The 14,888-nt window shown below is 73.0% G+C and carries 12 protein-coding genes; 5 read left to right on the forward strand and 7 right to left on the reverse strand.

Features of this window, described 5'->3' with window-relative positions:
- Positions 1-121: 121 nt before the first annotated feature.
- On the reverse strand, positions 122-1,204 hold the full coding sequence (locus IDM40_RS04600; RefSeq protein ID WP_193120628.1) for an enoyl-CoA hydratase/isomerase family protein: 1,083 nt from the start codon (positions 1,202-1,204) through the stop codon (positions 122-124).
- Positions 1,205-1,379: 175 nt separating this feature from the next.
- On the opposite strand from IDM40_RS04600, the gene IDM40_RS04605 reads away from it, so the two are divergent.
- The gene (locus IDM40_RS04605) at positions 1,380-3,164 is read left to right on the forward strand and encodes a hypothetical protein (RefSeq protein WP_193120629.1); all 1,785 of its coding nucleotides are present in this window, start codon (positions 1,380-1,382) and stop codon (positions 3,162-3,164) included.
- A gap of 88 nt (positions 3,165-3,252) precedes the next feature.
- Here the strand turns inward: IDM40_RS04605 and IDM40_RS04610 are convergent, their stop codons facing one another.
- Positions 3,253-5,469, reverse strand: coding sequence for a hypothetical protein (locus IDM40_RS04610; protein WP_193120630.1), 2,217 nt, complete (start codon positions 5,467-5,469; stop codon positions 3,253-3,255).
- 183 nt (positions 5,470-5,652) lie between these two features.
- On the opposite strand from IDM40_RS04610, the gene IDM40_RS04615 reads away from it, so the two are divergent.
- Positions 5,653-6,936 (forward strand): MFS transporter, encoded by a 1,284-nt coding sequence (locus IDM40_RS04615; protein ID WP_193120631.1) that lies wholly within the window; start codon positions 5,653-5,655, stop codon positions 6,934-6,936.
- Here IDM40_RS04615 and IDM40_RS04620 read toward each other — a convergent pair.
- Entirely contained in the window at positions 6,926-7,519 is a 594-nt protein-coding gene (locus IDM40_RS04620; protein ID WP_193120632.1) for a TetR/AcrR family transcriptional regulator, read from the reverse strand. The two genes, IDM40_RS04615 and IDM40_RS04620, sit on opposite strands and share 11 nt — an antisense overlap.
- Positions 7,520-7,926: 407 nt before the next feature.
- Positions 7,927-9,102, reverse strand: a complete 1,176-nt coding sequence (locus IDM40_RS04625) for a DUF418 domain-containing protein (protein ID WP_235997301.1) — start codon at positions 9,100-9,102, stop codon at positions 7,927-7,929.
- A 259-nt stretch (positions 9,103-9,361) separates the two neighbouring features.
- Here IDM40_RS04625 and IDM40_RS04630 point away from each other — a divergent pair, with 259 nt between their 5' ends.
- Together IDM40_RS04630 and IDM40_RS04635 are read left to right on the forward strand one after the other, a co-directional pair.
- Positions 9,362-10,591, forward strand: coding sequence for a sensor histidine kinase (locus IDM40_RS04630; protein WP_193120633.1), 1,230 nt, complete (start codon positions 9,362-9,364; stop codon positions 10,589-10,591).
- Positions 10,588-11,250, forward strand: coding sequence for a response regulator (locus tag IDM40_RS04635; protein ID WP_193120634.1), 663 nt, complete (start codon positions 10,588-10,590; stop codon positions 11,248-11,250). Before IDM40_RS04630 ends, IDM40_RS04635 begins: the two co-directional genes overlap by 4 nt.
- Positions 11,251-11,307: 57 nt before the next feature.
- Here the strand turns inward: IDM40_RS04635 and IDM40_RS04640 are convergent, their stop codons facing one another.
- Positions 11,308-12,789, reverse strand: a complete 1,482-nt coding sequence (locus IDM40_RS04640; protein ID WP_193120635.1) for an SDR family NAD(P)-dependent oxidoreductase — start codon at positions 12,787-12,789, stop codon at positions 11,308-11,310.
- A gap of 188 nt (positions 12,790-12,977) precedes the next feature.
- On the opposite strand from IDM40_RS04640, the gene idi reads away from it, so the two are divergent.
- The gene (gene idi / locus IDM40_RS04645; RefSeq protein ID WP_193120636.1) at positions 12,978-13,505 is read left to right on the forward strand and encodes an isopentenyl-diphosphate Delta-isomerase; all 528 of its coding nucleotides are present in this window, start codon (positions 12,978-12,980) and stop codon (positions 13,503-13,505) included.
- 72 nt (positions 13,506-13,577) lie between these two features.
- Here idi and IDM40_RS04650 read toward each other — a convergent pair whose 3' ends face one another.
- Entirely contained in the window at positions 13,578-13,901 is a 324-nt protein-coding gene (locus tag IDM40_RS04650) for a DUF6221 family protein (protein WP_193120637.1), read from the reverse strand.
- 140 nt (positions 13,902-14,041) lie between these two features.
- Positions 14,042-14,875, reverse strand: a complete 834-nt coding sequence (locus IDM40_RS04655; RefSeq protein WP_193120638.1) for a glutamate ABC transporter substrate-binding protein — start codon at positions 14,873-14,875, stop codon at positions 14,042-14,044.
- Positions 14,876-14,888: the final 13 nt, after the last annotated feature.

Below are 14,888 nucleotides of genomic sequence, written 5' to 3' on the forward strand. Positions count from 1 at the left end.
GGAGGGCGACCACCGTCACCCGCGCCCGGGACCGAGAGATGTCGCGCCGCCACCGGACCGTGACCGAGCCGCAACGCGTGAAGGCACGGGGCCGCCCCTGCCCGCCCCGTGCCGGTCGTGCTCAGCGGGGCAGGTCGAGCGGCCCGGAGGGCACGGGCGCGAAGAAGCGCTCCACGTCCGTCACCGCCTCCAGCGTCGACGGGTCCCACTGCGGGTCGCGGTCCTTGTCGACGACCTGCGCGCGGATCCCCTCGGCGAGGTCGGAACCGGTGAGGAACCCGCAGGAGACCCGGTACTCCTGCTCCAGGACGGCGGGCAGGTCGGGCAGGTCGCGGGCGCGGCGCAGGGCCTCCAGGGTCACCTTCACCGACGTCGGGGACTTGCCGAGCACGGTCTCGGCCGCCTCCTTGGCCTCGGGCGCCCCGTGGGCGCGCAGGCGCGCGACGATCTCCTCGGCGGTGCCGGCGGAGTAACAGGCGTCGACCCACGAGCGCGCCGCCGACAGCGGGGCGTCGGGGGCGGGTTCGGCGAAGCGCTCCACCACGGTGTTCACCTGGTCGGCCGAGGTGACCTCGAGCAGGGCCGCGGTGAGGTCGGTCAGGCGCTCGGAGGGCACGTAGGTGTCAGCGAGGCCGAGGGCGATCGCGTCGCCGGCGCCGACCGAGCCCGCGGTCAGGGCCAGGTGGGTGCCGAGCTCACCGGGGGCGCGGGACAGCAGGAAGGTGCCGCCCACATCGGGCGTGAACCCGATGGTGGCCTCGGGCATGCCGACCTTGGAGCGTTCGGTGACCACCCGCACCGACCCGTGCGCGGACACCCCGACGCCGCCGCCCATGACGACCCCGTCCATGAGGGCGACGTAGGGCTTGGGGAAGCGCGCGATGTGCGCGTTGAGCACGTACTCGTCGTGCCAGAAGGCCGCCGCCTCGGTGCCGTCGTCCAGGGCGCTGTCCCGCATCATGCGGACGTCCCCGCCGGCGCACAGGCCGCGGTCCCCGGCGCCGTCGACGACGACCGCGACGACGGTGTCGTCCTGTTCCCAGGCGTCCAGGGTCTCGTCGATGCGGCGGACCATGGGGTGGTTCAGGGCGTTGATGGCGCGGGGCCGGTTCAGGGTCAGGTGCCCGACCCGACCCCGGACCTCGGCCAGGACCTCGTCCGACCCGCCGGCGTGGCCTTCCCCGGCCCCCTGCCCGGCGCTCACGGGGTGCCCCCGGCGGTCACGGCGGTGTTGCTGGTGCTCACGGCGCTCTCCTTCCTCGGCGCGGGTACGGCCGCTGCGATCCTCTCAACCGCGCCCGTGCGCAGGCGCGAGCGGGGCCGGATCGACGGTGCTCTGCTTGGTGGGGAACGCCCCGGCCGAGTAAGCTCTGCGACCCGTGACGGACCAATCCCCCCGAACCAGCCGGAGCCCGGACGAGGCGCCCACCCGGCCCCTCGCCCTCACCCGCGACTGGCGCACCGCACGCACCGACCTCGACGTGCTCCTCGTCGTGCACAGCCTCACCGCCGCCACCCGCATCGCCGACGTGCTCCCCGCGCTCCACGACCCGCGCGTGCAACTCCACTGCGTCCGAACCACCGGGGTCTTCGAAGCCGGCATCGACGACTTCGTGCACCACCACGGCCTCCACGAACTCACCTGGGACCAGGCCGAGACCGGCCGCTTCGACCTCGCCGTCACCGCCAGCCTCGGCGACGACCTGCACACGATCTCCGCACCGATCCTGCGCCTCCCCCACGGCAACGGGTACAATAAGTATTGGAACCAGGAACCAGGAACCAGGAACCAGGAACCAGGAACCAGGAACCAGGAACCAGGAACCAGGAACCAGGAACCAGGAACCAGCGCGCGGGCGTTCGGGCTCTCCGACGCCACCCTCCGCCACGACGGACACCTCGTCCCCACCGCGATCGCGCTCTCCCACCACGAACAGTTCACGCGCCTCCGCGAAGGCGCGCCCGCAGCCCTCCCCCACGCCTTCCTCGCCGGCGACCCCTGCCACGACCGCCTCCTCGCCAGCGAACCCCACCGGCTCCGCTACCGGCAGGCCCTCGGCGTGCGCCCCCACCAAGAACTCGTCACCGTCAACTCCACCTGGCGCGAGGACTCCCTCCACGGCGTCGACCCCGGCCTCACCGCCCGGCTCCTCGCCGAACTCCCCCACGACCACTACCGCGTCGCCCTCGTCCTCCACCCCAACGTGTGGTCCGCACACTCCCCCCACCAGATCCGCGCCTGGCTCGACGCACCCCTGCGCGCAGGCCTCCACCTCGTCCCACCCCACGAAGGCTGGCGCGCCGCCGTCGTCGCCGCCGACCACGTGCTCTCCGACCACGGATCCGTGGGCATGTACGCCGCAGCCCTCGGGAAGCCGGTCCTGCTCGACCACCACGGACAGGAGACCCTCGACCCCCGCAGCGGGCTCGGGCGGGTCCACGAGGCCGCCCACCGGCTCGACCCCCACGCGCCGCTCGTCCCGCAGCTGCACCTGGCCGGGAAGCTCCGCCCGCACACGCACCGCATCGCCGCCGACCTCGTGAGCTCCGCGCCCTGGTACTCGCTCGAACTCGTGCGCGCCGAGGCCTACCGCATCATGGGCGCCGAGCCGCCGGACGCCCCGCCGGCGCTGCTCGCGGTGCCGGTCCCGGACCCCGACGACGTGGGCACACCCCCGGCCTCACTGTGGACCGCGGTCGACACCCACCACGAGCCGGACGGCACCCTCACCCTGTCCGTGCACCGGGCCCCGGCCTCCGTCGTCCCGCAGGGGGTTCCGGGGGCCGTGCTCGTCTGCGACCACCGCGAACGCGACCACCGCATCGCCGCCCAGGCCGACGCCGTCACCGCGCCCCGCGACACCCTGCCCGCCGACGAAGGACTGTGGGCGCAGAGCGTGTTCCAGCACCGGCCGGGCGCCCAGTACACACTCGCGCACGCGCCCGAGCGGATCACCGTGCGCCCGCGGGGGTCCGAACCCGTGCACCTGGTTCTCGACCCCGCACAGCCCATGGACCACGGGCTCGTCGCCGCGGTGGTCGCCGAACGCCACCTCGACGGCGCTGCGGGCGGGGTCCGGGCCCTGCGCGACGGGACGGCCCCGCTCCGGATCCGCACCGGGCCGGAGCACACCGTCACCGTGGGCCTGACCACGGAGCAGTAGATCGTCGTCAGCCCCTCGGGGATCTTGCTACCAGAGCCGGGTTCAGCGCCGATATTGGCTCCAGTAGCAAGATCCCCGCTACGCGCCCTCAGCCGATGCGCGCCCGCACCCGCTCGGCCTCGGCGACCCGGCCCACGAGCTCGTAGACCTCGGCCGCGGCCGCCCAGGCCCGGGCACGCTCCTGCCCGTCGAGCAGCTCGCCCAGCCCCTCCAGGACCTTGCCGACCTGGTGGGCGCGGTCGGCGGCCACGAACGCCCGGAGCGCCTCCTCCAGCAGCGTCCGCTTCTGCGCGGGGTCCTGCACGAGGCGCGCCTGCGCCAGGAGCACCTTGCCCTCGTTGGCACGGTCGGGGCCCTCCAGCCGGGCGTGGGAGCGGAACCGCTCCATCGACGTCCGGTACCACTCCAGGGCAGCGTCCGTGTCACCGCGCATCGCGGCCACATCGCCCAGGTGCATGTCGCTCAGGGCGAGCGGGCGTTCGCGTGTGTGGTCGAGGAAGGGCCGGGACTCCTGCAACAGCCGTTCGGCCTCCACCGCGTCGCCCGACCGGCGTGCGTGCAGCCCGATCCACTCCAGGGCCGCGCCCCGGCCGCGCGGGTCGGCGCTGGGCGTCTCGGCGGTGGAGAGGGATGCGCGAGCGTGCTCCAGCGCCTTGTCGAGGTGGCCGGCGCCGAGGGCGGCCTCCGCGAGCTGGGCGTACATTCTGGCGATCGCGTCGGCGTTCCCGCACTCGAGCGCGTCTTCGAGCCCGGCCGCGAGCATCAGCGCACGCAGGTCGTTGCGGCCGTTCGCGGTGAAATAGCCGTTGGTGGCCTCGGCCAGCTGCCAGGCGTCCCCGGGTTCGCCGCCGCGGGCCAGCTCGAGCAGGGTCTCCACGGCCCCCTCGAACCACTGGTCCGGGGTGGGCGGTGTGTCCTCGTCCCGGTGGACGTCGGGGTTGTCCGGGTTGCGGCGCTTCTCCAGCCACGGGCCGAGCTCGGTCTCGCCCTCAGCCGGACCGGTGAAGGCCGGCAGGGGAAAGGGCGCCTCGGCCCCGTAGAGCGGGCCCACACGCCAGCGGTGGGTGCGGACGGTGTCGGCGGCCACCGCGGCGTACAGGTAGTACTCGCGGATGCGGGCCCGGATCCGGCGGCGCTCGCCGTCGGTCCCGTGCCGTTGCGCCGCCAGCCGGGCGTGCTCGTAGGTCAGGTCGTCCATGACGTAGCGGCCCGAGCCCGGGTCCCACGTGAGCAGGCGCCGCCGGCAGAGTTCGCCCAGAGCCCGTTCCCACGGCTCCCCGGTGTGCCGCGGGTCGCCGCCCTCGTTCGGGGCGTCGCGCAGCAGGGAGCCGGCCAGCCACCGGTCGACGTCGCGCACCGGGTGCAGGCCCAGCGCGCGGTAGAGGGCGCGGGCGTTGGAACCCAGCTCGGCGTAGGACACCTCGAAGACCGCGGCCGGGTCGGGACCGTCCTCCACGGAAGCGACCAGGTGCGTGAGGCGTCCCTCCGCCTCCATGCGTTCCACCACGCCGCCCACGGTGAGGTCGGCCCGGTCGTGCAGGAGCGCCGCGGTGGTCCCGGCCAGGAGCGGGCTGCCGCCGCACAGGGCGATGAGCCGGGCGAAGGCCTCCGGTTCCGCGTCGAGGCGTTCGGGGTGCCGGCGGCGGAGCACGTCCCGGAACAGCGCGGCCACGTCGCCGTCGGGCAGCGGTTGGAGGTCGAAGATCTCCGGCAGGGAATCGGCCACGCCCTTGACCGGCAGTCGGCTGGTGGTGATGACGACGAGGTTCGGGGTGTTGGACAGGAACGGGCGCACCTGCGCTGCGGTGCGCACGTCGTCCAACAGCAGCACGGTGGGGCGGTCCTGTTCCTCGATCATCGCGCGGAACATCGCGATCTTGCCCTCGTCGGTGTCGAACCCGGGACGGTCGGTGTCGATGCCGCGCCGGGAGAAGTAGCGGTCGCAGATCTCGACGATCCCCCGTCCGTGGCCCTCACCGAGATCGCCGCCGCAGGCCATCGCGATCTGGGCGTGGCTGAAGTGGTCCCGCTTCCGGTTGATCCAGTTCATGGCCAGAGCGGTCTTGCCGATACCGGGAGGGCCGGTCAGGCACCAGAGCCGGCTCCGGCCCTGTTCCACCTGTTCGAGGAGGGCGTCGAACTCCGACAGCTGCGCCTGCCGGTTCTGGAACGCGCTCGTCGTGCCGTGGACGAGGCGCACGGGGCGCGGCTCGGATCCACCACCCGCGAAGTCCCCGTTCATGGTCCCGATCTGCAGGACCGTGCTCGCGCTGTCACCGGAATACGTGTTGTGTGTGCCACTCACGCCGACCATCGTGGCGGAGTCGGGCCGGACGCACCAGCCCTCCAGGTCAACCGCGGTGGCCGGTCCCGGACACCCGCGTGCGACCGGTACCGGAGATCCCGGAACCCTTACGCTGTCGGTGGTTCCGTGACCCCCGCGCGGGTGCGCCCGTCCGCGCCACGGGACCGGCGGGAGGCGAGCACCGTGTCCGACACCGAACCCGGCCTCCGGACGAAGGCACCTCTGGGCGGCCGGTTCTGGGCCTTCTGGTCGGCGTCGCTGGCCTCCAACACCAGTGACGGCGTCGCGATGATCGCCGTGCCGTGGCTGGCGTCCTCCCTCACCGCGAACCCGCTGCTGGTGACGGCCGTGGCCACGGCGGGGCGCCTTCCGTGGCTGCTGGCCCTGCCGGCGGGGGCGCTCGTGGACCGGGTCCCGCGCTTCACGCTCATGGTGTGCGCCAACGCCGCCCGGGCACTGCTGTGGACGCTCCTGGCGGTGGCGGTGGTGACCGGGTGGATCTCCGTCCCGCTCCTGGCTCTCTTCGCGTTCTGTTTCGGCGCCCTGGAGGTCTGCCACGACACCGCGGCGGAGACCACGGTCCCCACGCTGGTGCCGAGGCCGGAGCTGGAGCGCGCCAACGGCCACCTGCGGTCCGCGTCGCTGATCGCGCAGGAGTTCGGCGGCCGCCCGATCGGCGGGTTCCTGCTCGCGGTGGGGTTGTTCGCCCCCTTCGTGGTCAACATCGCGGCCCTGCTGGTGTCGGTGGGCGCGCTGTCGTGGGTGCGTGCGCGGGTCCCGGGGACGCCCGGGGCACAGGGGCAGGGGCGCGGCCCGCGCGGGCTGTTCCGGGACGTGGCCGAGGGGGTGCGGGCCGTGTGGGAGCAGCCGCTGCTCCGGTTGGTCACCGGCATCGCGATCGTCGTCAACGCCTCGTACGCCACCGCGCTGTCCACGCAGGTGCTGTTCGTGCGCGACACCCTGGGCCTCGGGTCGGTCGGCTTCGGCCTGCTCATGGCGTTCGCCGCGGTCGGAGGGCTCGCGGGGAGCCAGTCGGTGGCGTGGCTGCGCCGTACCCTGCCCGCTGGCACGCTCCCGACGGTGTGCCTGGGCATGGTGGGAGCGGTGTACCTGGTGGTGGCCGCGGTGCCGACGGTGCCGGTGGTGGCCGCGGGTTACTTCCTGGCGAGCGGCCTCGTCATCGGTTACTCGGTGTCCCTGGTGTCGGTACGCCAGCGCATCACCCCCGACCGGGTGCTGGGCCGGGTGAACGCGGCCATGAACACCGTGAGCTGGGGTGTGAGCGCCGTGGGCATGGCACTCGGGGGCGCGCTGGTGGCCGCCCTCGTCCCGTGGTCGGGTCAGAGCGACGCCCTGCGCGCCCCGTACGCGCTGATCGGCACGGTGAGCGTGCTGGTGGTGCTGTTCCTGGGCCGGAGGCTGACGCGGTTGGTACGAACCCACGACGGCCCCGGTCTCAGGTGTTGAGACCCTCGAGGATGCGGTGGGCCTCGTCGAGGCGCTCCGGATAGACCTCCGGCGACTGGGACAGGCGCATCGCCGAGAGCTCGCACGCCATTGCCAGGTGGGCGGCCAGCACGGCGACGGGCTCCTGGGCCCCGGCCTCGGTGAGCGCGGAGGCCAGGTGCGCCGACCGCTGGTGCCGGGTGAGCAGGTACCGCGAGCGCAGTTCGGTGGACTCGCGCAGCAGGCGGGCGAGGATGGCCGAGTGCGCCGGCGAGAGCGAGGGCTGGGACCGGGTGGCCTCCTGCGCCTCGCGGATCGCGTCGACGCAGGCGCGCACGTTGCCGCCGAGGGGGCGGGGGGCCTTCTCGCGCACGTGGGCGCAGATGCGGTCCACCTCGGCGGTGTCGTCGGCGAACAACACCTGTTGTTTGTCGCCGAAGTAGCGGAAGAACGTGGTGCGGCCCACCTCGGCGCGTTCGGCGATCGCGGTGACGGTCACGTTGTCGAAACCGTGTTCGGCGAACAGTTGGAAGGCGGCCGACACGATCGTGGCCCTGGCCTTGCGGCGCTTGCGAGCGTGAAGCGTGTCAGGGGGGTGATGCATGAGCGACCCTATCGAGTGAGGACTCGGCGCTTCCTTCGATGGGGGACGCATTGGGACGGTAGTCCCGAATCGGGGAAGGTCACCGAGGTAGCGGGAAATCGACGTGGCCTGTCGGGGTTCTGGTCGGCGCGACGGATGGGCACAGGCCGGGGTCCACACGCGCGCACCGTTGGCCCGGGATCCTATTGCACGGACCTTCTGCTCTGACAACCGCCTTCCCTTGTCGCCTTCTGATGCCCGGCGAATAGGTTCCCCTCTCAGGGGCATTATGCACGGACCGGGCCGCATTTTTTCGCCTCGCAGGAAATTGCACTCCGAGAAAACAGTTCCCCTGCCGCTCCGGGTCCGTGCACATCGACACCCCTCCTCCTGAACCTCTCGGACAGGAACGCCCCCGCACGCGGAGGTCACGGCCGGTGCACGCGCCGGAACGGGACGGCCCGCAGGTGGGTCAGGCTCCGCCACACCCATTCGGCCGGCCCGACCCGGAAGGCCCGCTGCCACAGGTACGCGAAGAGCAGCGCAACACCCAGGAAGGTGGTCACGATCCCGTACTGGGCGAGCAACGGGACCTCGGCCTCGAACGGCTTCATCGTGAGCAGGAACACGGCCGTGCTCGCGAGGTACACGGTGAGTGTGATGCGGCCGAGCGGGGCCAGACCCTGCAGCAGACGCGCGGCGGTCCGGTCGCGGCGCAGCAGCCACCACGCCAGGCCGAGGAAGAACAGGGCGCCGCCCAGGCCGGAGAACGTCTCGGAGAGCGAGACCATCATCTGCGAACCCGCGGGCACGTCGATCATCCCGTCGGCGGTGAGGTTCACGGGCACACCGTCGGCGTCGAGCTCCAGGGGGAACAGCAGGTCGCGGACGTAGAGGGCGGCCATGCCCAGGACCTGTGCGGCCACGCCGGTCCAGATGAAGACCGCCGGGAGACGGGTGGGCACGTCCGTCGCGGCCCGCGGGTCGAGCTCCGGGCGCCGGGCCAGCCAGACACCCACGCAGAAGAACGCGAGCGTCTGCGGCAGCGGAGCGACCTGCATGGTCCAGACGCCGAGGTCCAGGACGATCTCGGCCACGGGGGCGAGCGCGAAGAGCACGGCCGCCGCCACGAGCGGACGTGCGCGCGACCCTGCGAGCAACAAGGGAAGGAGCGGCGCCAGGGCGAGTGCGGTGAGCGCGTAGTGGGTGAGGATGTCACCGCTGAAGACCGCCAGGTGAGGGAGGCCGAAGAGCAGGCCCAGCACCACGTAGCGGCGCACCATGACCACGGCCGGACGCCCGCCGCGGTCGCGGGCCGAGCGCCAGGCCAGGACCGCTCCGGCGCCGAGCAGCACCATGAGGAGGGCGCGGGCCTTGCCGGAGAGCAGGAGGTTGAGGCCGCCGTCGACGACCGAGGCGAGGGTGCTGCTCGCCGCGTCGCCGGCGTGCTCGGCCGCCATGACCACGGTGGTCGCGTTCATGAGGACCACACCGATGATGGCCAGGGCCCGGGCGACGTCCAGGAGCGGGATCCGCCGCCGCGCTGCAGGGGCGTCCTGCGGACGTGCCGCGCCCGCCGTGGGCGCGGCGGCCGCGGTCGGCATGACGGTCGACGGTGCCGCACTCGCGGCGCCCGCGGCGGGTACAGGGCCTGGCGCCCGGGTCAGGTCGAGTGGGGCTGTTGCGGCCCGGGTGGGGTCGGGGATGTGTTCCACGGTGTCGTGTCCTTCCTCGAACGGTCGCCACCGAGCATCCGCCGCGCACCGGCCCCGGCACATCGCCCCGCAGGCCGACACCGCCGACACCGCCGTTCGTCCTTTCGGCCGATGGCCCCCCCGACAGGAGCCGCCATAACCTGTCTCCATGCCCCGCTTCTCCGCCCTGGTCAGGCGTGTCACCGACCCCGCGACCCGGCCCCACGCCCTCGCCGTCACCGCCGCAACGGCCGTGTCCGTGCTGCTGGGCCTGCTGTGGTCCTTCGACCTGAAGAGCGGCCTCGCCATCTCCACGTACGAGGACTGGCCCGGCCCGCCGACCGGCCCGATGGACCTGGGGCCGACCGTCTCCGGCGGGATCGGTGTGCTGCTGCTGGTGTCGGTCGTGCGCCCGCGGGCGAGCGCGTCGGCGACCTTCGCGGCGGCGGTGGTCGCCCCGATCGTGGTCACGACGCTCTCAGCGCTCGTGTGGCCGCTGCCGCGGGGGATGTTCGGTTACCCCATCGCCGCGTCGGAGATGGCCGCGGTGGTGGCGCTCCTGGCCCTGACGGCTCTGCGCTGCAACGTCCCGCAGATCGTCACCGTGTCGTTCCTGGTGTTCGTGGCCACCTACTCCGACGTGCTGCGCGACCCCTTCACGCTCGACCCCACCAACGCCCTGCTGATGGTCGTGCTCGCGCTCGCCCCCGGCCTGTACCTGCGGTGGCAGGGGAACGAGCGGCGGGCACGCGAGGAGCGGACCCGCCAGGCCGAACGCCTGGACATCGCCCGCGACCTGCACGACGTGGTCGCACACGAGGTCACCGGGATCGTCGTTCAGGCGCAGGCGCTGCGGCACGTGGCCGAACGCGATCCGTCCGCGGTGCACGACGCCCTCCCGCGGATCGAGGAGGCCGGCACACGCGCCCTGGAGTCCATGCGGGGGCTGGTCTCCGGGCTGCGCGAACCCGGGGCGGCACCGCTCGCCCCGGGCGCCGCCGGTGAGGGCCTGCGCGCGCTCGACGCGTCGGCCGCGCCCGGACGCCCCGGCGTGCGGGTGGAGCTCTCCGGCCCGGTCGACTCGCTCCCGGCCGACGTGGGCACCGCACTGCTGCGGGTGGCGCAGGAATCGGTCACCAACGCCCTGCGGCACGCCCGCAGCGCCGGACGGGTGAACGTGCACGTCACGGTGGGCAACGGCTCCGTGGAGATCGAGGTCGCCGACGACGGGCACGGCAGCCCGCGGCGCGGGGGCGGCGGCCACGGCCTGGTCGGGATGGCCGAGCGTGTGCGCATGCTGGGCGGGCAATTGGACGCGGGACCCGCCGGGGAGCGGCAGGGTTGGACCGTGCGGGCGAACATCCCCGTACCCGAACGAGACAGAGACGAGGCGCGGTGACGATCCGTGTACTGCTGGCCGACGACCAGCCGATGGTGCGGACGGGGTTCCGCTACATGCTCGACGCCGAGGACGGGATCGAGGTGGTCGGCGAGGCCGGGGACGGGATCGAGGCGGTGCGCCTGGCCGGCGAACTGCGCCCGGACGTGGTGCTCATGGACGTGCGCATGCCCGGCATCGACGGTCTGGAGGCCACCAGGCGGCTCGCGGGCCCGGGCGTCGAGGACCCGCTGCGTGTGGTCGTGGTGACCACGTTCGACCTCGACGAATACGTGCACGCGGCGCTGACCGGCGGCGCGGTCGGGTTCCTGCTCAAGGACGCCGGCCCCGCGCTGCTGATGGAGGCGGTGCGTGCGGCCGACCGGGGCGACGCGCTGGTGTCCCCGCGCATCACCGTGCGGCTGCTGCGGCACTTCGCGACGGCGCACGCGGCCGGGGCGGGACCGGGCGGGGTCGCGCCGGAGAACGGGCTGACCGAGCGCGAACGCGACATCGTGCAGGCCGTGGCGCGCGGTGCGACCAACACCGAGGTCGCCGAGCAGCTGTACGTGACCGTGAGCACCGTCAAGACACACCTGGGGCGTGTGCAGGAGAAACTGGGCGCGCGCAACCGCGTGGAGGTCGCCGCGTGGGCGTACCGGAACGGGCTCGCGGCCTGAGGGAGCCGCGGCCGGCGCGCGCCCGTCAGCGGCCGGGAGCGCGCCGCTCGCAGGGCCTCACCACTGGGCGGGGCGGTAGTCCTTGAGGAAACACCCGTAGAGGTCCTCGCCGGCCTCCCCGCGCACCACCGGGTCGTAGACGCGCGCGGCGCCGTCGGTGAGGTCGAGCGGGGCGTGGAACCCGGCCGCGGCGAGGCGTTCCTTGTCGGGGTGCGGGCGCTCGTCGGTGATCCAGCCCGTGTCGACGCTGGTCATGAGCGTCCCGTCGCTCTCGAACATCTCCTGCGCGCTGGTGCGGGTGAGCATGTTGAGCGCGGCCTTGGCCATGTTCGTGTGCGGGTGTCCGGAGCCCTTGTACCCGCGGCCGAAGACGCCTTCCATGGCGGAGACGTTGACGACGTAGGTGCGTCGGGCCGGTGACGCGGCCAGGGCTGGGCGCAGGCGGTCGACCAGCATGAACGGCGCGCTGACGTTGCACAGCTGCACCTCGAGCATCTCCACGGGGTCGACCCCGCCGACGTTCTGGGTCCAGCTGTTGACGGGCGCCAGGTCGGGCACGAGACCGCCGGCGTCGATGGCGGTGCCGGAGCGGACCCGGTCCATGGAGGCCGCGCCGGTGGTCAGCGCCAGGGACGTCAGCATCTCTGGGGTGAAGGTGTGCCGGGCCTGGGTGAGCGCGCCCTCGGCCGCTCCCCCGGTGAGTTCCTGGACGCGTGGGCGCAGGCCGCCGAGCACCAGGGGCCGGGGCAGGCCGGACCCGGTCGCCGGTTCGGCCTCGGCCTCCAGGAGCGGGGCGTAGGAGGCCGGCGAGCGCCGCACGGTCTGGGCCGCGTTGTTGATGAGCACGTCGAGGTGTCCGCGGGAGGCGACGGTGTCGGCGAGCTCCATGACCTGGGAGGGGTCGCGGAGGTCGATGCCCACGACCTCCAGGCGGTGCAGCCACTCGTGGCTGTCCTCCATGGCGGCGAAGCGGCGCACGGCGTCGTTGGGGAACCGTGTGGTGATGGTCGTGTGGGCGCCGTCGCGCAGCAGCCGCAGGGCGATGTACATACCGATCTTGGCGCGGCCGCCGGTGAGGAGGGCCCGGCGCCCGGTCAGGTCGGTGCGGGCGTTGCGCCGCTGCCGGTTCTCGGCCGCGCAGGCCGGGCAGAGCTGGTGGTAGAACGCGTCGACCTCGCGGAACTTCTCCTTGCAGATGTAGCAGGGGCGGGCCTTGTGCAGCACCCCGGCGAGGGGGCCGTCGCTGCCGCTGGTGAGGGCGCGTCCGCTGGTCTCGTCGTCGATGCGGTCGGGGGCGGCGGTGGCCGTGGCGGCCAGGACCGCGGAGTCGTGTGCCTTGGCGCGGGCGCGGCGGTCGGCGCGGCGCTGTTCCTTGACCGCCTTGAACAGCCCGGCGGTGGCCCGCTGCACGGCGATCGAGTCGGGGTGGTCGATGGGCAGCTCACCCGCCTCGGCGATGACGTCCAGCGCCTCGCGCAGGCGGTCGGGGGAGAGCCCCTCGGTCGTGCTCCGTTCCGTCGTCTCCGTCACTTCCACCACTGCTCCGTCGGCTCCACGAGGCCCCGGGCGGGGCCGTCAGGAAGCTTATGCGCACACGGGCACCGCCTCAGCTCGCGGGCCCGCGCAGGGCGATCTCCCCGGATCCGGCCCTAGAACCCCGCTCCACCGGCGATCATGGAGGGGTACGCAGGACGGCGGTCGGGGCGCGCCCCCGGGCAGGAGGACCAGTGGACCGACTCACACGTGAACTCGTGGTGCTGCTCGACGAGGACCACCGGCACGTCGGGGTCGCCGACAAGGCCACCGTGCACACCGAGCAGACCCCGCTCCACCTGGCCTTCTCCTGCCACGTGCTGGACGCGCGCGGCCGCGTACTGGTGACCCGGCGGGCGCTGGGCAAGCGCACGTGGCCGGGGGTGTGGACCAACAGCTGCTGCGGCCACCCGGGACCGGACGAGACCCCGGAGGCGGCGGTGCGTCGGCGGGTGCGCCAGGAGCTCGGCCTCGACCTGACCGATGTGTGGCCGGCCCTGCCCGACTTCCGCTACCGGGCGGTCTCGGCCGAGGGGATCGTGGAGAACGAGGTCTGCCCGGTCTTCTGGGCCCGCACCGACGGCGAACCCGATCCGGACCCGGAGGAGGTCGCCGAGTACGCCTGGGTGGAGTGGAACGACCTGGTCGCGGCCGCCGAGCACGCCCCGTGGGCGCTCAGCCCGTGGTCGGTGCTGCAGATCCCGGCGATGCCCCGGCCGTGAGGGAGGGGGCACCTACCGTGAGGGCCCCGGGCCCGGAGGGAGAACCGGGCCGAGGCGGAGGGGGGACACGGGTCACTTCCCGGTGAGCTCCTTGGAGACCTCCGGGACCTCCCAGGTGGCGTCGTACTCGGAATGGTTGGCGTAGACCGCGGCCAGGTACTTCACGGCCATGCGCCAGGCGAACAGTTCGGACCACGGGTCTCCCCCGTGGACGGACGCCGACGGGTCGACGGTGCGCATGCTCGCGTCGTGCGCATCCGCGTAGCCGCGCACGATCCTGCGTTTCGCCGCGACCTCGGCCAGCGCCCGTTCCCTGCCGCGGGACCCTTCCGGGACCGCTTTCGACGCGCGTTCGTCCTCGTCCAACCGCGCGTTCAGGAACTCGACGATGGTCAACGGACAGCTCCTCATCTGCTACCCACGAATGCCCTACATATGGGCCAGTATCCGCCATTTGACCGTTTCAGGCCACCCCGGCCGGAACCGGCCCCGGAAGGTTGGCGGCACCTCCGCCACACGGGTACGCGAGCCGCAGGTCAGCTGCATCCCTCGAACTGCGGGACGCTCTTGACGAGCTCCAGATCGGTGCTGCCGAACCACTCCTCCAACAGCTCCCCCGCGGTCCCGTCCTGGTACATCTCGTTGATCGCCTTGTTGACCGCCTCGCAGGCCTCCACGTCGCCGTGCGGCAGCCCCACACCGTACTTCTCGTCGGTGAAGGGGTTGTTCACGAACCGGTAGGCGGAGGGGTCCTCGGCCAGGAACCCGGCGAGGATCAGGTCGTCGGTCGAGACCGCGTCGACACGTTCGTCGCTGAGCCAGTCGATGCACTGGCTGTAACTGGGGGCGTCGGCGACGGTCGCGCCGATGCCCAGACCGTCGGTGATGCGCGAGGCGGAGTTGGAGCCCTCGCCCTGGCACACGTCGTGGCCCTCCAGGTCGCGCACGGTCTCGATACCGGTCTCGTCGGCGCGCACGAGGATGTCCTGTTTGGCGACGTAGTAGGGGCCGCCGAAGGTCACCTCGGTCTTGCGTTCGGGGGTGATGGAGTAGGTGGCCACGACCATGTCGACCTCGCCGCCGATGATCTTGTCCTCCCGTTCGGCGGAGGTCACCCCGGCCAGTTCCACGTCCTCTCGCTCGAACCCCATGCCCTCGGCGAGGTAGTGGGCCACGTCGACGTCGAAGCCGGAGAACCCCCCGTTCTCGGACAGCCCCAGGCCGGGCTGGTCGAACTTGACGCCGATCGTGATGGTGTCGCCCTCCAGGACGGAGGGCTCCTCGCCGGGCGCGGAGCACGCGGCCAGGGTCAGGACCCCCGCGGCGGCAGCGGCGAGGAGGGGTGTGGTGGTGCGGTGCCGGTTCCTCATCGGCCTCGTCCTC

The sequence above is a fragment of the Nocardiopsis coralli genome (genome assembly GCF_014892575.1).
GTDB classification, from domain to species: domain Bacteria; phylum Actinomycetota; class Actinomycetes; order Streptosporangiales; family Streptosporangiaceae; genus Nocardiopsis; species Nocardiopsis coralli.